Origin of the sequence: Roseateles depolymerans (assembly GCF_003387155.1) — a bacterium.
GTDB lineage: Bacteria > Pseudomonadota > Gammaproteobacteria > Burkholderiales > Burkholderiaceae_C > Roseateles > Roseateles depolymerans.
Map to the genome: position 1 here is coordinate 64417 of NZ_QUMT01000004.1, position 21420 is coordinate 85836.

Below are 21420 nucleotides of genomic sequence, written 5' to 3' on the forward strand. Positions count from 1 at the left end.
GGCCTGCTACCCTACACCATGCGGATCAGAAGCCGAAGTTGGCCGTCAGCATCGTGGTGCGCGGGGCTCCCAGGCCTACACGCACGCCGCCGTTGTTCAGGGAGGACATGTACTGCTTGTCGAGCAGGTTGGTGACGTTGAGCTGCAGGTTGACGTTCTTGTTCACGCGGTAGGCGGCCATGGCGTTGACCACGGTATACGCGGGCAGTGCGGCCAGACCGGTGCTGGGAGCGGCCGCCACCGTGATGACACGTTTTTGCTCGGCGGTGTGGCTGACGCCGCCACCGAAGGTGAAGTCACCCCACTGGTACGACGTCCACAGCGTCGCGGACCACTTCGGCGACCAGCGGACACCGTCGGTGATCGTCTGGACACCAGTCGTGGTGTTCACGCTGCGCTGGTTGATCTGCTTGGTGTTCATCGTCTGCACACCGGCGGTGATCTGCCAGAAGTTGGTCAGTTGACCGACCGCGGCCAGCTCAATGCCTTCCACCCGGGTCTTGCCGCCCTGGGTGGCGACGTTGGTGACCGGATCCACGCTGACCTGGCCATCGTTCTCGCTGCGATACAGCGCGGCCGTGAGGTTCAGGCGCTTGTTCAGCAGATCCCACTTGGTGCCGACTTCATAGTTCTTGGCTTCCTGCGGGTCGGAGGCCGTCGCGTTCTGGCCGGATGCGGCCAGCGTGAAATTACTGCCGCCCGGGGGCAGGATGGAATTGGCGGCGGCGGCGTACACCGTGCCGTTGTCCGCCAGCTTGTAGAGCAGCGCGGTGTTCCAGCTGGTCACCCACTTGCCGGCGTTGAACGACGCGGTGGCGGTGGCGTACTTGCTGGTGTAGTGATCGGTGCGCAGGCCCAGAGTCAGCTTGAGCGCATCCGTCAGGGACACCGTGTCCAGGGCGTAGATGGCCTGAGTCGTCGTGCTGCCGGACGTGTCACCGGCCGGGTTGCGCACCGACCCGCCCAGGTCCACGTACGGGTTGGGGTTGTAGAGGTTCGCGGCCGGGACGGCGCTCTGGCCGGTCGGCGGCGTGGCGGTGAAAGCCTTGTTGTCCTGGCTTTCGTAAGTCAGCTCAATGCCGGTGGCCAGATCATGCTTCACACCAGCGGTGGTGAAGCTGGTGCTCAGGCTGGTCTGGTTGGTCAGGATCTCGTTGGTCTGGTTGATGTGCTGACGCGAGCGGCTGATCGTCCAGGTGTTCGGATCCGCTGGGGTGACGGCGGTGATATTGATGATGCCGGTGACCGTGCGGTCCATGTAGGTGCGACCGTATCGCGCGATGTTGCGCACCGTGGTGCCGCCGCCCAGGTCCATCTCCAGCTTGGTGGTGACCATGTCGGCCTTCACGTCCTCGTAGTCGTGGACGCTGCCATAGAAGTTGCTGGTGTCCACTTTACGGGCGGACAGGAGCGCACTGCGGGCCGGCTCGGTGACGGTGGCAGCCAGGCTGTAGCCCGGCCAGCCGATGGCCGGAATGCCGCCGTCAGGCAGGTTGTTCTGGCGGATGTGCTGCGAGTAGAGATAGAAACGGGTGGGTGTGCCCAGGCCAAAGGCCACCGACGGGGCCAGGCCGTAAGTCTTCTTCTTGACCACGTCGCGGCCCGGCACGCCGGAGTCTTCCCAAACGGCATTCAGGCGCACGGCCGTGCCTTCGGCCAGCTTCTGGTTCACATCCACCGAGGCGCGCTTGCGGTCGGCGGTGCCCACGGTCGCGGTGCCTTCGATGAAGGAATCCGCCTGCGGCAGCTTGCTGATCAGGTTGATGTAGCCGGCGCTGGCGGCACGGCCGGTGTCGGCACCGGCGGGGCCCTTCACCACTTCGATCTGTTCGGTGTTGAACACGTCGCGGGTCACGGCGCCCAGGTCGCGGATGCCATCCACAAAGGTGGAGGTGCTGGCGGAGAAACCGCGCATCTGGAAGGTGTCACCGGCGGAGGTGTTGCCGTTCTCGCCCAGCTGCATGGTGATGCCCGGGGTGTTCTGCAGCGCGTCCATCAGCGACACGGCGCCCTGCTCGCGCAGCACTTCCTTGCGGATCACCTGGATGGTCTTGGGCGTTTCCAGCAGCGGCTGCGTCAGCTTGGACGAGGCGCTCTTGTCCACCTTGTAGTCAGAAGCGGCCGTTCCATCGACCCGCACGGTCGGCAGGAAGGTCGAGCTGCTGGTCGAGGGGGTCGTCTCGGCCGCAGCGGGCGCCGGGGCCGGGTCGGCCTGGGCGACCATCGGAAGGGCAAAGGAAGCTGCCAGTGCCGCCAGCGGTGCCACCGCATGCTTGCGGCTCTTGATGTACGTAGCCATGAAGGAAGAGCTCCGAAATCTTGTCTGAATAGGGTCGATGGGCTCTGCTGGCTGCGTGGGGTGGTCGGCATTGGCGCTTGTCGGCGCACCTGATGCATCGGCCCCTCCCTGTCCACGACTGGCTGGCGGCAACTCGTTTCCGTCGCCGGATCCGAAAGCGCAGATGCTAATTATTCGCATTTGGGTGGTCAAAGCCTTCCTGCCGGCCCTGACATCCGTTCGTGGTGGGCACACCACGAAATGATCCGGAAACACGCTGCAAAAGAGAAACGGGCACCGCTGGGGTGCCCGTTGTGAGGAGTGGGACGAGGGGCCGCAGCCCTGTCCTGACGCGGCCTAGGCCGCCGAATGGCTGGTTTTGCGGGGCTGGTCCGTCAGCCTTGCGTGTCGAGCTGCTCGCCCGCCTTCAGCTTGGGCGCGGTGCGCACACTCATGATCATCGTGACCGCCAGGATGCCGATCACCACCCCCAGCGAGATCAGCACCGGGATCTTGATCACGTCGATCAGGATCATCTTGGTGCCGATGAACACCAGCACCAGCGCCAGGCCATAGCTGAGCAGATGGAACTTGGAGGCCATGGCCGACAGCAGGAAGTACATCGCCCGCAGGCCCAGGATGGCGAAGATGTTGGACGTCAGCACGATGAACGGGTCGGACGTGATGGCGAAGATGGCCGGGATGGAGTCCACGGCGAAGATCACGTCGGTCATGCCCACCAGAGCGATCACCAGCAACATCGGTGTGGCAATGCGCTTGCCGTTTTCGATGGTGAAGAACTTCTCGCCATCAAACTGCTTGCTCACCGGCATGATCTTGCGCAGCAGCTTCAGGGCCGGGTTGCTTTCCAGGTCTGGCTCCTGACCCGCCGCCCACCACATCTTGATGCCGGTGACCAGCAGGAACACGCCGAACAGGTAGAGCACCCAGTGGAACTTGGCGATCAGCAGGCCGCCCACCAGGATCATCACCGTCCGCAGCACGATGGCGCCGATGATGCCGATCATCAGCACCCGCTTCTGGAAGGCGCTGGGCACCGCGAAGTAGGTGAAGATCATCAGGAAGACAAAGATGTTGTCCACCGCCAGGGATTTCTCAATGAGATACCCGGTGATGAACTCCAGCGCTTTGGTATTGGCCAGCTCGGTGCTGCCGGTGCCGTCCCGCACCGCCCACCAGAGCAGTCCCATGAAGGCTACGCTCAAGGCCACCCAGACGATGGACCAATTCACCGCTTCCTTGACGGTGACGTCATGCGCGCCCTGTTTGCGCAGCACCACGAAGTCCAGGATGAGCGCCAGCACCACGATGCCGACGAACACTCCCCACAACCAGACAGGCACGATCGTGCTCATGAAATCCCCTTGCAAGCAGAGCGCCCATGATGATGCGGCGCTCCGAGTGACACCAGTGCCTGTCCCCTGTGCGGGCCCAAGCGCTTCACGCCGAAAGGTCTTGCAAGGCTGGCGATGGGACCGAGGCGTCCCCGCCAGGTGCAGCGTCCGGCTGTCCGCAGACAACGTATTGACGAATCGCTGCCGCGGCAAAACCGCGTGGCTACTCCCCTTTCGGAAGTTCGGATTATGCGGATGGGTCGTCAGATTTCAATTCGGTTTTTTCTACGCTCAGCTCCCGGTATGCTGACGGTATGAAGACCTTGATCCGTTGGTTGCTGCTGGCTGGCGCCCTGCTGCTGGTGGCTCATCTTTATCCTGGCGTCCAGGTGAAAAGTTTCACCACCGCGCTGATTGCGGCGCTGGTGCTGGGCCTGTTCAACACGCTGCTGCGGCCGGTGCTGGTGCTGCTGACGCTGCCGGTGACGCTGCTGACGCTGGGGCTGTTCCTGTTCGTCATCAACGCCTTGCTGTTCTGGGCGACGGCTTCGGTGCTGGACGGATTCACCGTGACCGGCTTCCCGGCTGCCTTGATTGGGTCGCTGATCTACAGCCTGTGCGGCATGGCGATCGATGTGCTGATGGAACGGCTGTTCCCGGACAGCGAGTGACGGCCCTCGCCTCCCCAATGAAAAGGGCCTGCCGCGACACCGCTGGCAGGCCCTTGTGTATTTGTCTGTGGTGAACGCCGCCGCGCCAGTGGCCCAAGACGTTCACTGCTCGGCGCCGGGCGGCACTCCGCGCGGGTACATCTCTGCCAGCATCTGGCGCCGTTCGTAGACCAGCGTGCGCAGGCGCGCATCGATGACGGAGGCCTCGATCTGATCGGAATCCCGGCCCCGCGACAGCCGCGACGCGGACCGCAGACGATCGATGGCCCCCACGATATCGCCCATCGCCGCACGTGCTTCTCCCTGCGCCCGCACCGACCGCAGCGGCTGATCGAGCTGCTGCCACAAGGGGGCGATTTCCTGCCACCCCAGCGCATCGTTGCCGTTGAGGCTGAGCCAGGTCTGCAGCGAATCGGCCACGGCCCGCTTGACCTCGGGCCGCTCATCGGCCTTGGCCAGCTCGGCCTTCATCATCAACAGCGGGCGGGACCGCTCGTCCTTCAGCGCTTCCAGGGCGGCCATGCCGGCGGCTGGTTTTCCGCGGGCGAGCTCGAACTCCGCATGCAGGTAGACCATCATGCGCTTGGCGCCGGCATCCGCGCCCAACATGCCGGCAATGGCGTCGGCCGTCTTGAGGGTGGTTTCTGCCCGGGAGAAGTCCCGCAGCTTGATCGATGCCAGCGCACTGGCGTAACGCGCGGCGAGTTGGTCCATCGGCGCGCCGCCCTGGCGCGCGCCCGCATCCAGCCCCTGCAGTTGACGCCAGGCCTCGGCGCGCTGATCCATCAGCACCTTGGACCGGGCGGCCATCAGGGCATGTTCGGTGGTGCCCACCACACGCGTTTCACCGTTGGTGCCCAGACGCGCCCGGGCTTCACCGATCCGCTCGCTGGTCAGCGGGTGGCTGCGCAGATAGGGATAGGAGCCGGAGTCCATCAGGTGATAGGCCTGCTCCATGCGTTCGAACATGCTGGCCATGCCGGCAGGCGCGTAGCCGGCCTGGGTCATCACCTGGAAACCGACGCGGTCTGCTTCCCGCTCCATGTCCCGCGAGAAGTTCAGCGAGGCCTGTGCGGCCGCGGCCTGGCTGCCCAGCACCGCGGCCTGGACACCGTCCGTGCTGCGGCTGCGGGCGGCGGCCAGGATGCCCAGGATCATGCCGGCGGTGGCCAGCAAGGAGTTGCGAGACTCCCCGATATAGCTGCGGGCAATGTGCCGCTGCGTGACGTGGGAGAGTTCGTGGCCCAGCACCGAGGCCAGCTCATCCCGCGCGCCCGTCATGGAGATCAAGCCCAGATGCACCCCGATGTAGCCGCCGGGGAGCGCAAACGCGTTGACCGACTTGTCCCGCACCAGGAAGACCTCCCAGGCGAAGCGGTCGGACGTGTCGTCGCTGATGTTGCCCAGCTTGCGCGCGGCCTGCACCAGTGGACTGAAGGTGCCCTGCACGTATTCGAGCAGCAGCGGGTCATCGAGGTAGTCGGGGTCGGGACGGATCTGGCGCATGACCTGATCCCCCAGCTTCTTTTCCGCGCTGATGCTCACTTCGGCCGACACCGAGTCCCCCAACGCCGGCAGGTTGACCTGGGCCCAGGCGCTTGGGGTGACGCTCTGGGTCAGCAGCGCGGCACCGAGCAGCGCGGCTAGGCAGCGCCGGAGCGGTCGCACCGGCTCACGCCGCGACGCTGGCGGGCAGACCGCGCCCGTGTCATGACGCCCCGCATCACGGCGGGCGGTGGGACCGATAGCATTCACTTGCTTCAAGGCATCTCCAAGACCACGATCTATCATGGCGCCATTCTGGTTTCCCGATTGTTGCCCTTGTGGCGCTACCCACGCATGAGCTCACCTCTCACCCATTTTGACGCCGAAGGGCAGGCCCACATGGTGGATGTCGGTGGCAAGGCAATCACCCATCGGGTGGCTCGGGCTGCTGGCCGTATCCGTATGCTGCCAGAGACCTTGGCCTTGATCGTCAAAGGCGAGGCAAAAAAAGGCGATGTGCTGGGGGTTGCCCGCATCGCGGCCATCCAGGCCGCCAAGCGAACGTCCGATTTGATTCCGCTGTGCCATCCGCTGCCCATCACCCGGGTCGCCATCGAATTCGAGATTGATGAAGCGGCCAATGCGGTGGTGTGCACCGCGCAGGTGGAGACGCTGGGGCGCACGGGCGTGGAAATGGAAGCGCTGACGGCCGTGCAGATCGGCCTGCTCACCATCTACGACATGTGCAAGGCGGCCGACCGCGGCATGGTGATGGAGCAGATCCGGGTGCTGGAGAAGCACGGCGGGAAGTCGGGCGATTGGGTCGCAACGGTTTGACGAGAGGCTCTGCGCAGTCCCATGCGCAGTCGCCCCCGCGCAGTCTCCTTGCGCGCGCCCATCGCTACATCAGCGCCATCAGCGGTGAAGTCACCTCACCGCATCTCGCGGAACCCATAGTCGCGTGACGGCACTTCGCACTGGAAGGGCCGGGGCACGAGCCGGGCCTGGTCAGCGATCTTGCATTCCTCGAAGAACTCGTCTCCGACCGGATTGCGGAACTCCTTGAGTCGCTGGGCGAGATACCGGGCCTTGTCCACTTCGCCCACGGCGGCCAGCGAGCGGGCCCAGGCCACCATCAGGCGGGTGTCGATCAGATGATGGCCCGTCCGCTGCGCGGCGACCAGGGCCTCGGCACCGGCCGGGAGGACCGTCGCCACGGCATAGTCGGCCTGCAGATCGAACAGCGGCGAGCGCTGGCCCGCGGCCATGCGGTCTTCCAGCGACGCGGCATCGGCCGGCGGCGCGTAGATGTGCACGATGCGCAGATAGTCCCACACCGTCAAAGGGACCAGCAGGACCGCGGCGGCGCCCAGCAGCACCAGATCCCAGCGCTTGGTGGCCCCAGGGGCGGCGACAGCGGCATTGGATGCAGGGCTCTGGCGGCCCTGACCTTGAGGGGCAGCGGACCACGAGGCTTGCGTCGAGGTTGCAGGCGCGGATCCGACCGGCGCGCGCCGCAGGGACAGGCCGAAGGCAAACGCGGTCGGCAGCAGGAAGTAGGCGTACCAGAGCGGGTATTCCGACATGCTGTGCAGCCCGATCATCAAGACCACCATGAAGGCGCAGAAGCTCGCGCCGCTGCGGTCGGCGTGGCTGCGCACGCCGGCCAGCACAAACCCGGCCAGCAGCAGCAGCACGACCAGCAGGCCGGCGGGCCACCCCAGCTCCACCAGCAGCTGCAGCACGATGTTGTGGCAATGATCGAAGAACGCCACGGGGCGATCGGGGAACGGGGTCATCGTCCAGGCGAAGTTGAAATCGCCCCAACCGGTGCCGGTCCAGGGGTTCTGCTGGAGCAGCGACCAGGTATTGCGCAGGATGGCCAGGCGCGAGGGCGACCCGGCGCCTTCATCACTCAGGCGTGTCTCGGCGCCGAAGGCATGGCCGCTGGCATGGGTCCAGAAGCGCACCAGAAGCCAGCTCAGACCGAACATGACTGGCGTCAGGGACAGCGCCAGCCGGGGTCCCGATCGAAGGCGGGTGGCCGCGGGCTTGACCACGCTCAGCAGCGCCTCGACCAAGCCCCATGCGGCGAGCAGGCCGACACCGATGAAGCCCGTGCGCGAGGCGCTGAACAGCACGCACAGCACGAAGAGAAACAGCAGGAGGCACAAGGCGACGGTGGCGCGGCGTGCCGATCCCAGGCGGCGCTCCAGCCAGCCGCCCTGCCCCAGCCAGACGGCTGCCACACAGCTCCACAGCAGCAGGCTGGCCAGATGGTTGGGCTGGCGCATGTTGCCCACGGCCCGGCCGGCCAGGCCCGTGCGCGCGATGACAGTGCCGTCCGCCCAGGAGGGCACGAAGAACTGCACAAAGCTGACGGCGGCGCTCAGCAGGCCAGCACCCACCAGGGCCAGGCAGAACAGGGTGATCAGTCGGTCGCGCTGGTCGGTTCGCACGGCCTGCGCGGCTTGCACCAGCACCACGGCGCCCAGCAGCATGGCCGCACCCGAGAGCGAGATCGACCAGGGCAACCCGTTGAGCATCGGCGCGGTCAAGGCCGCCGCCAGCATGACCAGCAGCGCGATGGTGACCGGCTCCGGTCGCCAACCGCGCTCCAGGACGCCGCCCAGGCCCAGGCCGATCAGGGTCAGGCCGAAACCGAAAAGGGCCAGGAGTTGGTTGTAGAGAGTGGCTGAAGGGGTTTGGTTGAAGGCGAAGAGGGGGGCGAGCGTGACGCCGATGGCCAGACCCATCACGATCCACCAGTGCCCACGCCCCCACGATGCCTGGGAGCTCGGGGCGGCGGCGGAAGCAGGCACAGATTGCGTCACGGGCGGGCGCGCGTCGATCGTCATATGAAATCCAAGGCGGCGGACAAGGCGGAACTCTAAACGGTCCGGGCGGGCGACCGGGTGCTAGCAGCGCGCGAGGGCAGCGCAGAGCATTTCCGGAATAGCTGCTGCCCAATGCCTCCCGTGCGAATGCTGCGGTCCTCTAGCGGAGCTGATCCCAGGAATACGACTGCATCGGCGCTTCACATTGATAGGGCTGTTCAGCCCCCGCTGGCGCACCTTTGCAGTCCTTGAAAAACTGCTGCGCGGCGCGCTGCTCCGACGGCCGGATGATGGCGGCGAGAAAGCGCGCCTTGTCCATTTGGCCCGTCGCGTTCAGTGCATTGGCCCAGTCGATCAACGTCTGGGTGTCGATGAAGCGACGAGACGCACGCTGCACCAATTGCAGCGACAAAGGTCCGGGAGGGAGAACCTGCGCAGCGGCACCATCGGCGTGCGGGCTGAAGAACAGGGATCGCTGACCTTGGCCCAGTCGGTCGATCAGCTCGGCAGGACTGCTGCTGGGTTGATAAATACGAACGATGTCCGCGTATTCCTTCGCTGCCAGCACGGTACCCAACGCCATCACAACTCCGGCAAAGGCCAGTTTGCTATTCGCTCTGGCCGGCATATTGTCTGACGCCCCAGTGCCGGGGCTGGCCCGAAAAACCGCCAGACAGCAGCCGACCACCAACGCCGATGGGAGCAGAAAGTAGGCGTACCAGAACGGATACTCCGTCATGCAATGCGCGCCAATGGTGAGCAGTAGCATCAGGCCGCACACGCTGGTCGGGGAGGCATCGCGTGGGACGGATTTCACCAGTTGCACGCCCCCCCACAGCAGCAGCAGGCTGGCCAACCCGCCAAGCAGCAGGCCCATTTCTGCAAACAGCTGTAGGAAAAGGTTGTGCGTGTGATCCACCAGCAGCAGATGTCCCTGCGGGAACGGCGTCACCGTCCAGACAAAATTGAAGTTGCCCCAGCCCGTACCCCACCAAGGATGCTGCATGATCAGCACCCACGCATCATGAAGAATGCTCATCCGGTCCGCAGAATGGGTGGCTTGGTCCCCTATCTTTTGCTGCGCGTAGAAGCCCAAACCGCGGGTTTCCATCCATCCGCTCACAAGGGGCCAGGCCACCGCAAACGCAGGAGCCATCAGGGCCAGGCCGAGGCGGCTTTCGCGGCTCAGCCGCCCTGCACCGCGGCCCCGACCAAAGGCGTCCCAAAGAACCCAAACGACCAACAGCGCAATCCCGACCATTCCGGTACGCGACGCGGTGAGCAGCACGCCAACAGCGAAAGCTGACGGCATCACCAGTAAGGCGGCTCGGGCCGCAGCGGCGCTCCACAGCAGCCTTGTCAGGGCGCCACTCTCTTTCAGCGCGACGAGCGCAATGCAGCTCCACAGAAACAAGCTGGCCTGATTGTTGGGCTGGCGCATGTTGCCGATCGCCCGTGCTTCTGCACCCGGCACAGCTACGAGGAGTCCGTCTGCAATCGAGGGCAGGAAAACCTGAATCCATGCGACCGCAAGGCTGGCAAGCCCTGCCACCACCAAGGCGCCGCAGAGCGATGCAAACACCGTCTGGCGCGTGGACGCCGCCAAGTTGGCCCCCACTTGCACCAGCAAGAGGGCCGACGCCACCGCCACGGCCATCGTCAGCATGACGGCCATAGGCAAGCCCGTGGTGGCGGGCACCACCAGCACGGTCAGCAATATCAGCACGAGCGCCAGGCTGACCCCGTCCTTGCTGAAGTGGCGCACGTTGATTCCGGACACCGCCAGCCCCAGTAGGAACAACCCAAAACCGCCGTAAGCCAGCAATTGGTTATAGATTGACAGTAGCGGGCGCTCGCTGAAGGCACACAGGGGTGCAAGCGCCACGCCCACCAGAAGCCCGATGGCGATCAACCATTGCCCGGCGCGTTGCTGGGAAGAAGAAGGTGGCATGGGGCGAGCGATGGTGTAAGGGGTGAAAGATACCGAATGCGTCAGGTCGCCGGTGCGAGGTACTGCCGAGTATGTCGATCAATGATCGATAGGAGCGAAACCGACCGGATCCCCGGTAGTGCGGTCCACCAGGACGGACCAGTCTGTCCGGCGGGCCAGCATGGGCAGGAACAGCAGTTGTTCGACCGGTCGTCCGGTGCGAGCGGCCGCGTCGCGGACGGCGGTCGCTTGCTCAGGGTTGCGCTTGAGCCAGTCGTCGAGCGGCTGGCCTTTCTTAACCGTCTGTGCGCGCGCAGCGGCGTCCCAAGGACGCCAATAGCTGGGGCGCGCGCCCAGATCAAAACCACTGAAGCTGAGCATGATCGCGTCGGAGCGCTGCTCATTTGTCGGCGTGGCCGTGTTGACGAGTTCGGGGCCCGTCATCGACAGGGAGCGGTACTGGGGCAGCGCCTCGGGCAACTCTGAGACGCGTACATCGTTCGCGGTGGTCACCCTGAAACGATCCACTTCAAGCGCCAGGACAGCGGGCCGAGCCAGATACACCGTGCGCAGCCCATAAGCCAGTGCCAGCACCTGCAGCACCACGATGATGAGCAGGTCACGCCGAAGCTCTTTGCGCGGCTTGGCGAGATTGAAGACGGCCAAGGTAAGCAGCGGCCCGATCACCACATCCACCGCCATCAGGATGAAGAGCAACTCTTGCCCACCCGACACGATGCGGTAGGGCCAGGGATACCACATCAGCAGCACAACGGCCGCAGCCAGCGCGGCCACGAGGAGCGAGGCAAGCAAGTGGAAGCCGAACGCACGAAATCTGACACGCCAATTCATTTGATCAAAACCAGCCGTGGGTCCAAAAGCGAGGATTGGTATTGTCTACGTCCGGGCGTCCCGCAACGGGGCCGGAGGTGTCGAACTGTGGCGATGAGGTGACGGCGCACGTGACCAATGCCTTTATTGCCATGACCGAGATGGCGATGGCGAGAGTGGCCTTCAGCGCAAAAATGAGAAATGTCGGCAGGACACGGGCACGGGTCCACGGCGATGCTAGGAGCGGTGGACGGGCCGATGTGATGGCCACGCCCTGCGCGAAAATCCTAGCGGTGGCCATACACAGTCCGATCAACACGGCGATCCACAACTGAGACACTGGCATGACGAAATTGCCAGAGAAAGCACCGTCCACCGCGACACCGACCAAAGCGACCATCAGGCCGATCGCGATGCCGGCATGGGCCGGGATCGCGGCGCGCAGCGAACCAAGCATGCGGCCCATCCATTGCAAAGCCGGGCCCAGAATCAGTACCGCGCCAATGGCGCCGTATTCCGCCAGGACCTGCGCGTAGATGTTGTGCGGGTGTGCAGCCTCCCCGTTGTACCAGTGCGAGAAATGCATCGGACCAACACCGACCCAAGGCGACGTCTGCCAAAGCTTGAAAGCACATGCCAGTAGGTAGTCCCGGAAATGAGCGCTGGACAGTCCCTGCACGTCAATGGAGTGGCCCGCCGGTTGCAGCCAGTGCAGGTAGACCAGCCACATCAGGCCCATGCCTAACAGTGTGAAACCTGCCGAGCGACGGGCATAGGCCGCTGCGTTGCCGCGGAAACAGACTAAGGCTGTCAGCAATCCGAGTAACAAGGCCAAGATGGTGGCACGGCCCAGCGTGATGAAAAGAATCATGCCGCTCAGGACCAGCGTGACGACCGCCCACCGCCGCCATAGCGGCCGGGCATCGTGCGTCGCGACCGCAGCCACCAGCGGCAGCACCACGGTCTGTGCGTGATTGAGAAAGCGAGGATTGTCGAATCCCACCAGCGCTTCCCAGGGGTAAACGTTCCCTCCGCCAGCAATGGCAAGGGCAAGAATCAGCAGCACCAAGATGGCATGCGCAGCCGTTCCCACCACGACGAACCGCAGAAATATGCAGATCTCGTCGGCGGATCGCAGACCCTGGCTCAACAGAGCCATCAGTCCAAGAAGCCCTGCCCACATCACGACTTCGTGAACAGCCACGACTGGGTGGGCAGCAAGAAGAGAGGAGACGGTCACCAGCAGCACGATGGCGCTCCATCGGACGACGTTCCGCAAGGACACCTGAGCAGGCCGGTTGGGCGTCGACAACAACAGTCCGATAGCGGCGGCCGCGATGATCACCAACTGACAGACTCGGGCCACGTCATGCGCGGTGGAGCCTGTTTGCAGGGCCGGATAAAGCAGCGGGATGCCCCACAACACGAGGGGAAGCCCGAGCAACACTCTGCCTTTTCTCATCTCCGAGCTGCACTTCCTTCAGGGAACATTTCAAAAAAGCAAAAAGGGGAGCAAACGCTCCCCTTTTGTGCTGAATCAACGAGTCGTTGATTAGCTGTGCTTGCAAGAAGCCGACAGGTACTTATTGTCGATGTCGCCAGCGGCGCCGCAAGTCCAGGCCAGAGCTTGGGTGCTGGAGTCAGCCACACCCACCAGGCTCAGCGTACCACCGTCAACACCGGCGCCGATGTTCTGGGCCGTGGCAACCAGCGTAGCGGTGCTGCCGCTCGGCTTGTACTCGATCTTGGACATGTACTTGCTGGTGCCGCTCACCGGCAGTTCGGCCGTGGTCGGCAGCTTGTTCATCGTGGTGGTGAACTCTTGCAGCGGCTGCTTGTAAGCCGACAGAGCCAGGATCAGTTCGCTGACCTTGGACTTCTTCATGTAGTCCGAGTAAGCCGGCAGTGCCACAGCAGCCAGGATACCGATGATGGCCACAACGATCATCAGTTCGATCAGGGTGAAACCCTTTTGGATAGCGCGCTTCATAAAAACTCCTAAGGAAAAAGGGAGGGAGATTCGGTCGAGACACTGCTTCTGAATGCAGGGGATGTGCCAGGGCCTGCGCAGGTCAAAATCCGTGGAAAACAGCACATCCGAGGGGTGATGGAACGATCTGGGTGACGATTTCTGTCCGGCGCACTCGCAAAGTTCGTCCACCTGTCGGAGCCGGACAAAATTTGTCAGTCGCGCCGAAACGAGCGGTTACCGATGCCAATTCATGCGTTCGGCCGGCAAGCGGCCGCCAGGTACCGGGCCGGGATGGTGCCAGCGCACGTCCACTCGACAGAGCCGTTGGACAGTCCGCCGGATCCCGGCTTGCCAGTGAGCACCAGCTGAAGCCCATCCACATCGGGGGCAATCGACCCGCTGCGGACCACGGCGGTGATGTTGACCTCCGCGTCGCTGACCTTGTTGTAAGTCACGCTGTCGACATACTTGCTGCTGCCCCCAGACCATGACAGCTGACTGGCCGCGGGAAAACTGGCGTTAGTGTTCACATGCTCCATGACCAACGCCTTGGGCGGTGTCAACGCCAGCAGCACTTCGCTGAGCCGAGTTTTCTTGATGTAGTCGGCATAGGTGGGGAGCGCCAGGGCGGCGAGGATGCCGATGATGGCCACCACAATCACCAGTTCGATGAGGGTGAAGCCTTGTTGAGAGCGTTTCATGACGGGAGGCGGTTGAAGGGATTGCCTTCACAACTGCAGGGGTCATGCCACCGGCGGCCCAGCATCCCGCGTGGAAGCCCGCCATAGGTGCCCGCTCCGGCGTCTGTCATGAAAGTGACAGGTTGCGTCAGCACCTCACGGCGCGGTTGGTCGCTTTGGCACGATGGGCGCCGAAAAATGTCACGTTTTATTCGGGGTGGCTGCGGCGTAACAGTCGCTAGCGCCATCGCTTGCGACGTCCGTCGTGCCCCGCGAATCGGGCACTGCACCCCGCCCGTCGCTACCGGGCTGCTGCCCGGGGGGTCATCGAGACCCGCTCCGAATTCGGGCTATTTCAGGCTGAATTCCTGAAAATGCTCCAGCGCCGTAATCCGATGCTCGGTCTCCAGCGCTTCCACCGCCACCATCACGGCGGCCCGCTCGCCCGGCTTGATATGGGTGATGTGCACCCGCATCGGTGTGCGCAGCTTCTTCAGCTCCTCCCCCAGCGTGCAGGGGCAGTGATGCTGGCTGATACCCGCCAGCTCACATTCGTCATTCGCGAATGCGCATTCGATGACCAGGTCGGACAGCGAGAGCTGGCCCAGCCGCTCCCACAGCGCGGGGTTGGGTCCGGTATCCCCGGTGAACACCCAATGCGTCCCCGAGCCAGGATTCACCGCAAATCCCACGGCCGGCACGGTGTGCGCCGCGCTCAGCACCTCGATCTCACGCCCGGCGCCCAGGTCCAGCCGATCCCCCACGGCAAACGGATGAAAACTCAGCGCCGGTCGCTCCACAGACGGCAGGCGGGTGAAATCCGGCCAGATGACGCCATTGAAGATGTGATCCTTCAAAGCCTTGAGCGTGTCCGGGAGGGCATGCACCTGCACCGCCGGTCGCCCTTGCTGCGCGCGGCTGCGCTGCACGGTGTCGGCCAGAAGGCCCACCGACAGCACATGGTCCAGATGGGAATGGGTCAGGAAGATGTGATCAACCCGGGCCATCGCATCGGCCGACAGCTCGCCCACGCCGCTGCCGGCGTCGATGAGCACATCGTCGTCCAGCAGGAAAGAGGTGGTTTTGTGGCCGGCTGCCATGGCACCGGCGCACCCGAGCACGCGAATCTTCATGAGCCCACTGTAGGGCCAGCCACCGTGCTTGCTAAGCGCTGAATTGGGCAATCCCCGAGTTTTTGCCTCAGGTTACGACTGCCCAGGGCAATGCCGTGAAAACCTCCACGTGTAGGCAATTGCACTACACGGGCCAGCCGTGCATCGGCGGCGCCATGCGGACGTCAAATCCGCGTTGTTGGCGCTTGGTTACGTGCGCCACCGCACGCTCCAAAGCCGATTCAGCCCTGCATGAACTGCATCTGCGTGCCGGCCAGCTCAATCACGTCGCCGTTCTTGAGCGGGACCGATTCAGCGGCCAGCGGCGCGCCGTTCACCACGGGCCGGGAGACCCCTTCCACGTGGGCAAACACATACCCGCTGGGGCGCTTGGTGATGGAGGCGACCTGGACGCCAGGCTTGCCGACGGTGGTGACCACCTTGGACAGCGCCACCTCGCGGCCTGCAGCCGGACCATTGAGCACCTTGATGGCAGCCGGCGCGGCAGTCGCCGCCGGGGCGCCGCCACCCAGCCCGCCGAAGGACGAGGGCAGACCGAAACCGCTGCTGGGGGCCGTCTGGCCCGGGCGCAGGATCATGGTCTTTTCGTAGTCGGCGTTGTCCTCGACCAGATACTTGATCTTGTACTTGCCCACTTCAATGACGTCGCCGTGGGACAGCAGCTGCTTCTTCACAGCCTTGCCATTGATGTAGGTGCCGTTGGTGGAGTTCAGGTCTTCGATGAAGACGTCCGACCCAACCATCTGCATCACGGCATGCTCACCGCTGACGGCGAGGTTGTCGATCACGATGTCGTTGTAGGGGCGCCGACCCAGCGTGGTCTTGTCCTTGGTGACTTGCACCTCTTTGATCACCACACCGTCGAGCGAAACCACCAGTTTGCCCATCTTTGACCTCGTGTCCTGTCTATAGTTGTGATGGCGCGCTCAGCGACGCCCGTGGTTACGACTGAAGGGCCACCATGCCCACGGCTTGGTACGACTTTCCGCGCGAACCAGAACGATCGCAATATTATCCTTGCCGCCCATGTCATTGGCGGCGTCCACCAGCGCCTGCGCAGCCTCGGGAAGATCCGGGTGACTTTGCAGGATTTGTGCGACGGAGGCGTCATCCACCATATCAGACAGCCCGTCGCTGCACAGCAGGATCTCGTCGCCGGGTTGCAGTTCATGCTGGTGGATTTCCAGCATGACGGTGTCTTCCACCCCCACCGCCCGGGTCACCAGATTCTTGTTGCTGGAAAACACCGCTTCTTCAGGCGTAAGCAGACCAGCATCGATCTGCTCTTGCAGTAACGAATGGTCTCTCGTCATCTGGACGAGTTGCCCGTCCCGCAGGCGGTAAGCGCGAGAATCGCCCACATGCCCCAGCAGCACACTTTGCTCCCGAAACACGGCCACCACCAGCGTCGTGCCCATGCCGGCATAACGCGGATTGGTATTGGCGGCGTTGAAGATGGCGCGGTTGGCGTTGTCCACGCAGATGTCCATCGCACGGCGTACATCGGCATCGGAGGCATGCTGCCCGGCTTCGGCCAGCCAGCGACCGAGTTCCGCCTTGATGAAGGACGTCAGCATCTGGCTGGCGACTTCACCGGCGTTGTAACCACCCATGCCGTCCGCGAGAACAGCCAGGCCGACGCCTGGATCCAGGGCGATCGAGTCTTCATTGTTGTCGCGCACTCGTCCGGTGTCGGTGGCGCTGAAGAACTCCAGGGTCATGTCTTGCGGGCGGGATCGTCTGGGGGAGGATGATTGTGCACCGCCGCGCTGCTGCGCAGGCGTAAAGTTTCCTCGAAAGCCAGCCCCGCTGTCGGGGGGGTTGTGGTGGGATCGCCCTCATCGGTGCGCTTTGCGCTCCCACCTGCGGGGGATGCTGAAACGTCGCCCCGGCTGTTGGCCAGACCGACCGGAAGGTCGGCCAGGACCGCTTCCAGGTCCTGCGCCAGTTGCTCACCGGACTGATAGCGAAGTTCAGGCCGCTTTTCAAGCGACAACGCCACCACCATGGCCAGCGACTCCGGCAGTTCCTGGCGGTACAGACGGACGTCGGGCGGGGGCTGGTTGGCGATTTGATGCATCAGGGACGCCATGGACTCCGATTGATGGGGCAGATGCCCTGTCAAAAGCTGAAACAACATGACGCCTAAAGAATACAGGTCGCTGCGGCCATCCACCTTCAATCCGGCCAACTGTTCCGGGGACATGTAGGAGGGGGTGCCCAGGACCAGCCCGGTCCGGGTGCGGCTGCCGTCCGCCACGCGGGCGATGCCGAAATCCATGATCTTCACGCTGCCGGTGGGCCGGTCGAGCATGACGTTGGCCGGTTTGATGTCCCGGTGCACCACCCCGTGGCTGTGGGCGTAGTGAAGCGCCCGCGCGAGCCGGGCGCCCAGCAGCAGCACCTCGCGCAGGGGCAGGCGCTGGCTTTCGCGGGTGTAGTGGCTCAGGTCGTGCCCGACCACCAGTTCCATCGCGATCCAGGTGTCGCCGCCACTTTCGCCAGCATCGAGCACCCGTAGGATGTCCGGATGCGTCAGATGCAGAGCCGCGCTGGCTTCGCGGATGAAGCGCTCGCGCACATCCACCAGGTCTTCCGGCGCGAACTCGCGCTGCAGGGACAGCCGCTTGATGGCGACCGAACCGCCGCTGCGCCGGTCCACCGCCTGGTGGACCTTGGCCATGGCGCCCCGACCGATTTCCTGGCCGAGCTCATAGTTGTCCAGCCGGGAGCCGGCCCACCGGGGCATGGGCTGCGTGGTCTGCAGCGCGCTGGGCAGGTCCTCCACCGCCGGCGGCGGAAGGGATCGTCCCAGCAATCGCTTGAAGAACCCTGCAGCGGTCATGACATGGTGGTGCTTTCGTCAGGCTTGGGACGGGCGGCGGTTGGCCAGCATCTTGCCGATGCCCAGCACCAGAAGGGCACCCACCACACCGGCGCCGTACTGAAGCCACGGCACCACCACCGTCGTGCCAGGCTTGCTGCCCGGCTGATCCAGAACCCAGCCCCGGAGGGCCGGATCCGTCACGAGCATCGTACCCGCAATCCAGCCCAGCAACATGGCGCCCAGGGTGATCACTGCGGGATAGCGGTCCATCAGTTTGATGACCAACTGGCTGCCCCAGACGATGATGGGAATCGAGACCAGCAGGCCGAAGATCACCAAGATCAGCTGGTGATCGTGACCCGCCCCCTCGGCGGCACCGGCGATGGCGATCACGTTGTCCAGCGACATGACGAAATCAGCCACGATGACGGTCTTGACGGCCGCCCAGAGTTTGTCGCTGGCCTGGATGTTGGCGTGGTCGTCGTCCTCTTCCGGCAGCATCAGCTTGATGCCGATCCAGAACAGCAACAGGCCACCGACCAGCTTGAGGAACGGCAGTTGCAGCAGCTGCAGCGCAAAGAAAATCAGCACCACCCGCAGGATGATGGCGCCCGCGGTCCCCCAGAGAATGCCCTGGGTGCGGAGCTTGGGTGGCAGCTTGCGGCAGGCCAGGGCGATCACGACGGCGTTATCGCCGCCGAGCAGGATGTCGATCGCGATGATCTGGAGAACCGCCAGCCAGAACGGGGCGTGGAGAAGCATGTCCATAAGCGAAGACCTGCTGGATGCGACGTCAGGCGCCCATCCAGTGTAGAGCGGTTGCGGGATGCAAACGACAGAAGGGGCCTTGCGGCCCCTCCTGGATCGTTGGCGGAAGCTGACGCATTGTCCGCGCCCGCCCCACAGGTTTCCGATGCGTGGAACTACGCACCAGACGAACCTGCAGGTTTTTCCTGTCGCTTACAGCAGGCTCTTGAGCAGCTTGCCCATTTCCGACGGATTGCGGGTCACCTTGAAGCCGCACTCTTCCATGATGGCGAGCTTGGCATCGGCGGTGTCGGCACCGCCGGAGATCAGCGCGCCGGCGTGGCCCATGCGCTTTCCGGGAGGGGCAGTCACGCCAGCGATGAAGCCCACCACCGGCTTCTTCATGTTGGCCTTGCACCAGCGGGCGGCTTCGGCTTCGTCCGGACCACCGATTTCACCGATCATGATCACCGCATCGGTGTCCGGATCGTCATTGAAGGCCTTCATCACGTCGATGTGCTTCAGACCATTGATCGGGTCGCCGCCGATACCCACGGCAGAGGACTGGCCCAGGCCCAGGTCGGTCAGCTGAGCCACCGCTTCATAGGTCAGCGTGCCGGAGCGCGACACGACGCCGATGCGGCCCTTGCGGTGGATGTGACCGGGCATGATGCCGATCTTGATCTCTTCCGGGGTGATCAGGCCGGGGCAGTTTGGGCCCAGCAGCAGCGTCTTCTTGCCGCCAGCGGCTTCCTTGGCGCGCATCTTGTTGCGCACTTCCAGCATGTCGCGGACGGGGATGCCTTCCGTGATGCAGATGGCCAGGTCCAGGTCGGCTTCCACGGCTTCCCAGATGGCGGCGGCTGCGCCGGCCGGCGGCACATAGATCACGGACACGGTGGCGCCGGTCTGTGCAGCAGCTTCCTTGACGGTGCCGTAGATGGGGATTTCAGAGAACTTCTCACCGGCCTTCTTGGGGTTCACACCCGCGACGAAGGCATTCTTGCCGTTGGCATAAGCCTGGCAGCCGAGAGTGTGGAACTGACCGGTCTTGCCCGTGATGCCCTGGGTGATGACCTTGGTGTCCTTGTTGATATAGATGCTCATGTCGTATTCCTTGGCTGGGTCTTCGGCTTACTTGACGGCGGCGACGATCTTCGTCGCGGCTTCGGCCATGGTGTCGGCGGAGATGATGGGCAGGCCGGACTCGGCCAGCATCTTCTTGCCCAGCTCTTCGTTGGTGCCCTTCATGCGCACGACCAGCGGCACAGACAGGTTGACGGCCTTGCAGGCGGTGATCACGCCTTCGGCGATGGTGTCGCACTTCATGATGCCGCCGAAGATGTTGACGAGAATGCCCTTCACGTCGGGGTTCTTCAGCATGATCTTGAAGGCTTCGGTGACCTTCTCAGCGGTGGCGCCGCCGCCCACGTCCAGGAAGTTGGCCGGCTCGCCGCCGAACAGCTTGATGGTGTCCATGGTGGCCATGGCCAGACCGGCACCGTTCACCAGGCAGCCGATGTTGCCGTCCAGCGAGATGTAGGCCAGGTCGAACTTCGACGCTTCGACTTCCGCCGGATCTTCTTCGTCCAGGTCGCGGTAGGCGACGATTTCCGGATGACGGAACAGGGCGTTGGCGTCAAAGTTGAACTTGGCGTCCAGGGCGATCAGGTTGCCCTTGGAGTCGCAGTTCAGCGGGTTGATTTCCACCAGCGACGCGTCGGTGTCCATGTAGCACTTGTACAGCTTGGCGAACAGGTCCACGGCCTGGTCCACCGATGCGCCGGTCAGGCCGATGGCCGTGGCGATCTTGCGGGACTGGTCAGCGGTGATGCCGGTCAGCGGGTCGATGTACTCGGTGATGATCTTCTCGGGGGTGGAGTGCGCCACCTCTTCGATGTCCATGCCGCCTTCGCTGGACGCGATGAAGGCCACCTTCTGGGTGCCACGGTCGGTCACCAGGGACACGTACAGCTCGTTCTTGATGTCCGCGCCTTCTTCGATGTAGAGGCGCCGGACCTTCTGGCCTTCCGGACCGGTCTGGTGCGTGACCAGCTGCATGCCCAGGATCTGCTCGGACAGCGCCTTCACGTCATCCAGGCTCTTGCCCAGCTTCACGCCGCCGCCCTTGCCGCGACCGCCCGCATGGATCTGCGCCTTGACCACCCACACCGGGCCGCCCAGCTTTTGCGCGGCTTCCACCGCTTCTTGCACCGTGAACGCGGGAATACCGCGCGGCACCGGCACGCCGAACTGGCGCAGGATTTCCTTGCCCTGGTACTCGTGAATCTTCATAGGGAGGTCTCGCTTGATGAATGATCAGGAAGAGAAAGCCGAGGCCGCGGCGCGAGCGTGGCACTGGCTCGGGTATTGGGTTTGCCGGGTCACGGCGATGGTCAAGGCCATGGGCGCGGACCCAGAGAGTCCGGCGGACCAATGGACCAAACCGTCGGCAATGCGACGACCCAGCCAGTGGCGTGCGGAGGTGGCGATGGAAGACATAGACCCGATGCAAACACGCAAAAACAGGCCCGCGGCCAAGGGCGAGCGGGCAGCTTGCGAAGCCGCCAATGTAGCATGCTGCATAGCATCAAGGCTTTCACGGGAATGACACGCGCCCGCAGATGCCTGAATTAGGGGCATGGCACCACCGCAAAAAGGGCAAGAGTGGGCG

18 protein-coding genes are annotated in these 21420 nt (G+C 64.0%); 2 read left to right on the plus strand and 16 right to left on the minus strand.

Annotated features, from left to right (window positions below; translation table 11 throughout):
- Window positions 1–25: 25 nt before the first annotated feature.
- Window positions 26–2299, minus strand: coding sequence for a catecholate siderophore receptor Fiu (locus DES44_RS19225; protein WP_058936954.1), 2274 nt, complete (start codon window positions 2297–2299; stop codon window positions 26–28).
- A gap of 374 nt (window positions 2300–2673) precedes the next feature.
- Window positions 2674–3654 carry a TerC family protein gene (locus tag DES44_RS19230; RefSeq protein WP_058936955.1) on the minus strand — a complete coding sequence of 327 codons (981 nt, stop codon included), beginning with the start codon at window positions 3652–3654 and terminating at the stop codon, window positions 2674–2676.
- A 293-nt stretch (window positions 3655–3947) separates the two neighbouring features.
- Between DES44_RS19230 and DES44_RS19235 the strand changes: the two genes are divergently transcribed.
- On the plus strand, window positions 3948–4304 hold the full coding sequence (locus DES44_RS19235; protein ID WP_058936956.1) for a phage holin family protein: 357 nt from the start codon (window positions 3948–3950) through the stop codon (window positions 4302–4304).
- A 102-nt stretch (window positions 4305–4406) separates the two neighbouring features.
- Here DES44_RS19235 and DES44_RS19240 read toward each other — a convergent pair whose 3' ends face one another.
- Complete coding sequence (locus DES44_RS19240; RefSeq protein WP_058936957.1) at window positions 4407–6059, minus strand: M48 family metalloprotease; 1653 nt, start codon at window positions 6057–6059, stop codon at window positions 4407–4409.
- An 84-nt stretch (window positions 6060–6143) separates the two neighbouring features.
- Between DES44_RS19240 and moaC the strand changes: the two genes are divergently transcribed.
- Window positions 6144–6626 carry a cyclic pyranopterin monophosphate synthase MoaC gene (moaC, locus tag DES44_RS19245; RefSeq protein WP_058937678.1) on the plus strand — a complete coding sequence of 161 codons (483 nt, stop codon included), beginning with the start codon at window positions 6144–6146 and terminating at the stop codon, window positions 6624–6626.
- Between the two features lie 95 nt (window positions 6627–6721).
- Here moaC and DES44_RS19250 read toward each other — a convergent pair whose 3' ends face one another.
- From DES44_RS19250 to sucC, 13 genes are all read right to left on the minus strand, one after another.
- Window positions 6722–8647 (minus strand): PglL family O-oligosaccharyltransferase, encoded by a 1926-nt coding sequence (locus tag DES44_RS19250; protein ID WP_083525943.1) that lies wholly within the window; start codon window positions 8645–8647, stop codon window positions 6722–6724.
- Window positions 8648–8786: 139 nt separating this feature from the next.
- Window positions 8787–10577 carry a PglL family O-oligosaccharyltransferase gene (locus DES44_RS19255; RefSeq protein ID WP_083525944.1) on the minus strand — a complete coding sequence of 597 codons (1791 nt, stop codon included), beginning with the start codon at window positions 10575–10577 and terminating at the stop codon, window positions 8787–8789.
- A gap of 78 nt (window positions 10578–10655) precedes the next feature.
- The gene (gene tfpZ / locus DES44_RS19260) at window positions 10656–11408 is read right to left on the minus strand and encodes a TfpX/TfpZ family type IV pilin accessory protein (RefSeq protein ID WP_147307143.1); all 753 of its coding nucleotides are present in this window, start codon (window positions 11406–11408) and stop codon (window positions 10656–10658) included.
- Between the two features lie 4 nt (window positions 11409–11412).
- Window positions 11413–12849 (minus strand): O-antigen ligase family protein, encoded by a 1437-nt coding sequence (locus DES44_RS19265; RefSeq protein ID WP_058936961.1) that lies wholly within the window; start codon window positions 12847–12849, stop codon window positions 11413–11415.
- A gap of 90 nt (window positions 12850–12939) precedes the next feature.
- On the minus strand, window positions 12940–13377 hold the full coding sequence (locus DES44_RS19270) for a pilin (protein WP_058936962.1): 438 nt from the start codon (window positions 13375–13377) through the stop codon (window positions 12940–12942).
- Between the two features lie 230 nt (window positions 13378–13607).
- Window positions 13608–14060, minus strand: coding sequence for a pilin (locus tag DES44_RS25705; protein ID WP_058936963.1), 453 nt, complete (start codon window positions 14058–14060; stop codon window positions 13608–13610).
- Window positions 14061–14389: 329 nt separating this feature from the next.
- Complete coding sequence (locus DES44_RS19280; RefSeq protein WP_058936964.1) at window positions 14390–15172, minus strand: MBL fold metallo-hydrolase; 783 nt, start codon at window positions 15170–15172, stop codon at window positions 14390–14392.
- 221 nt (window positions 15173–15393) lie between these two features.
- Complete coding sequence (locus DES44_RS19285) at window positions 15394–16059, minus strand: FHA domain-containing protein (RefSeq protein ID WP_058936965.1); 666 nt, start codon at window positions 16057–16059, stop codon at window positions 15394–15396.
- Between the two features lie 39 nt (window positions 16060–16098).
- Window positions 16099–16893, minus strand: coding sequence for a Stp1/IreP family PP2C-type Ser/Thr phosphatase (locus DES44_RS19290; RefSeq protein WP_058936966.1), 795 nt, complete (start codon window positions 16891–16893; stop codon window positions 16099–16101).
- Window positions 16890–18017, minus strand: coding sequence for a serine/threonine-protein kinase (locus DES44_RS19295; RefSeq protein WP_058936967.1), 1128 nt, complete (start codon window positions 18015–18017; stop codon window positions 16890–16892). The genes DES44_RS19290 and DES44_RS19295 overlap by 4 nt, the downstream gene beginning before the upstream one ends.
- A gap of 18 nt (window positions 18018–18035) precedes the next feature.
- Entirely contained in the window at window positions 18036–18767 is a 732-nt protein-coding gene (locus DES44_RS19300; RefSeq protein WP_058936968.1) for a TerC family protein, read from the minus strand.
- Between the two features lie 192 nt (window positions 18768–18959).
- Window positions 18960–19853: a succinate--CoA ligase subunit alpha gene (gene sucD, locus DES44_RS19305; protein ID WP_058936969.1), complete on the minus strand. Its 894-nt coding sequence runs from the start codon at window positions 19851–19853 to the stop codon at window positions 18960–18962.
- A gap of 27 nt (window positions 19854–19880) precedes the next feature.
- Window positions 19881–21041 carry an ADP-forming succinate--CoA ligase subunit beta gene (gene sucC, locus DES44_RS19310; protein ID WP_058936970.1) on the minus strand — a complete coding sequence of 387 codons (1161 nt, stop codon included), beginning with the start codon at window positions 21039–21041 and terminating at the stop codon, window positions 19881–19883.
- Between the last annotated feature and the right edge of the window lie 379 nt (window positions 21042–21420).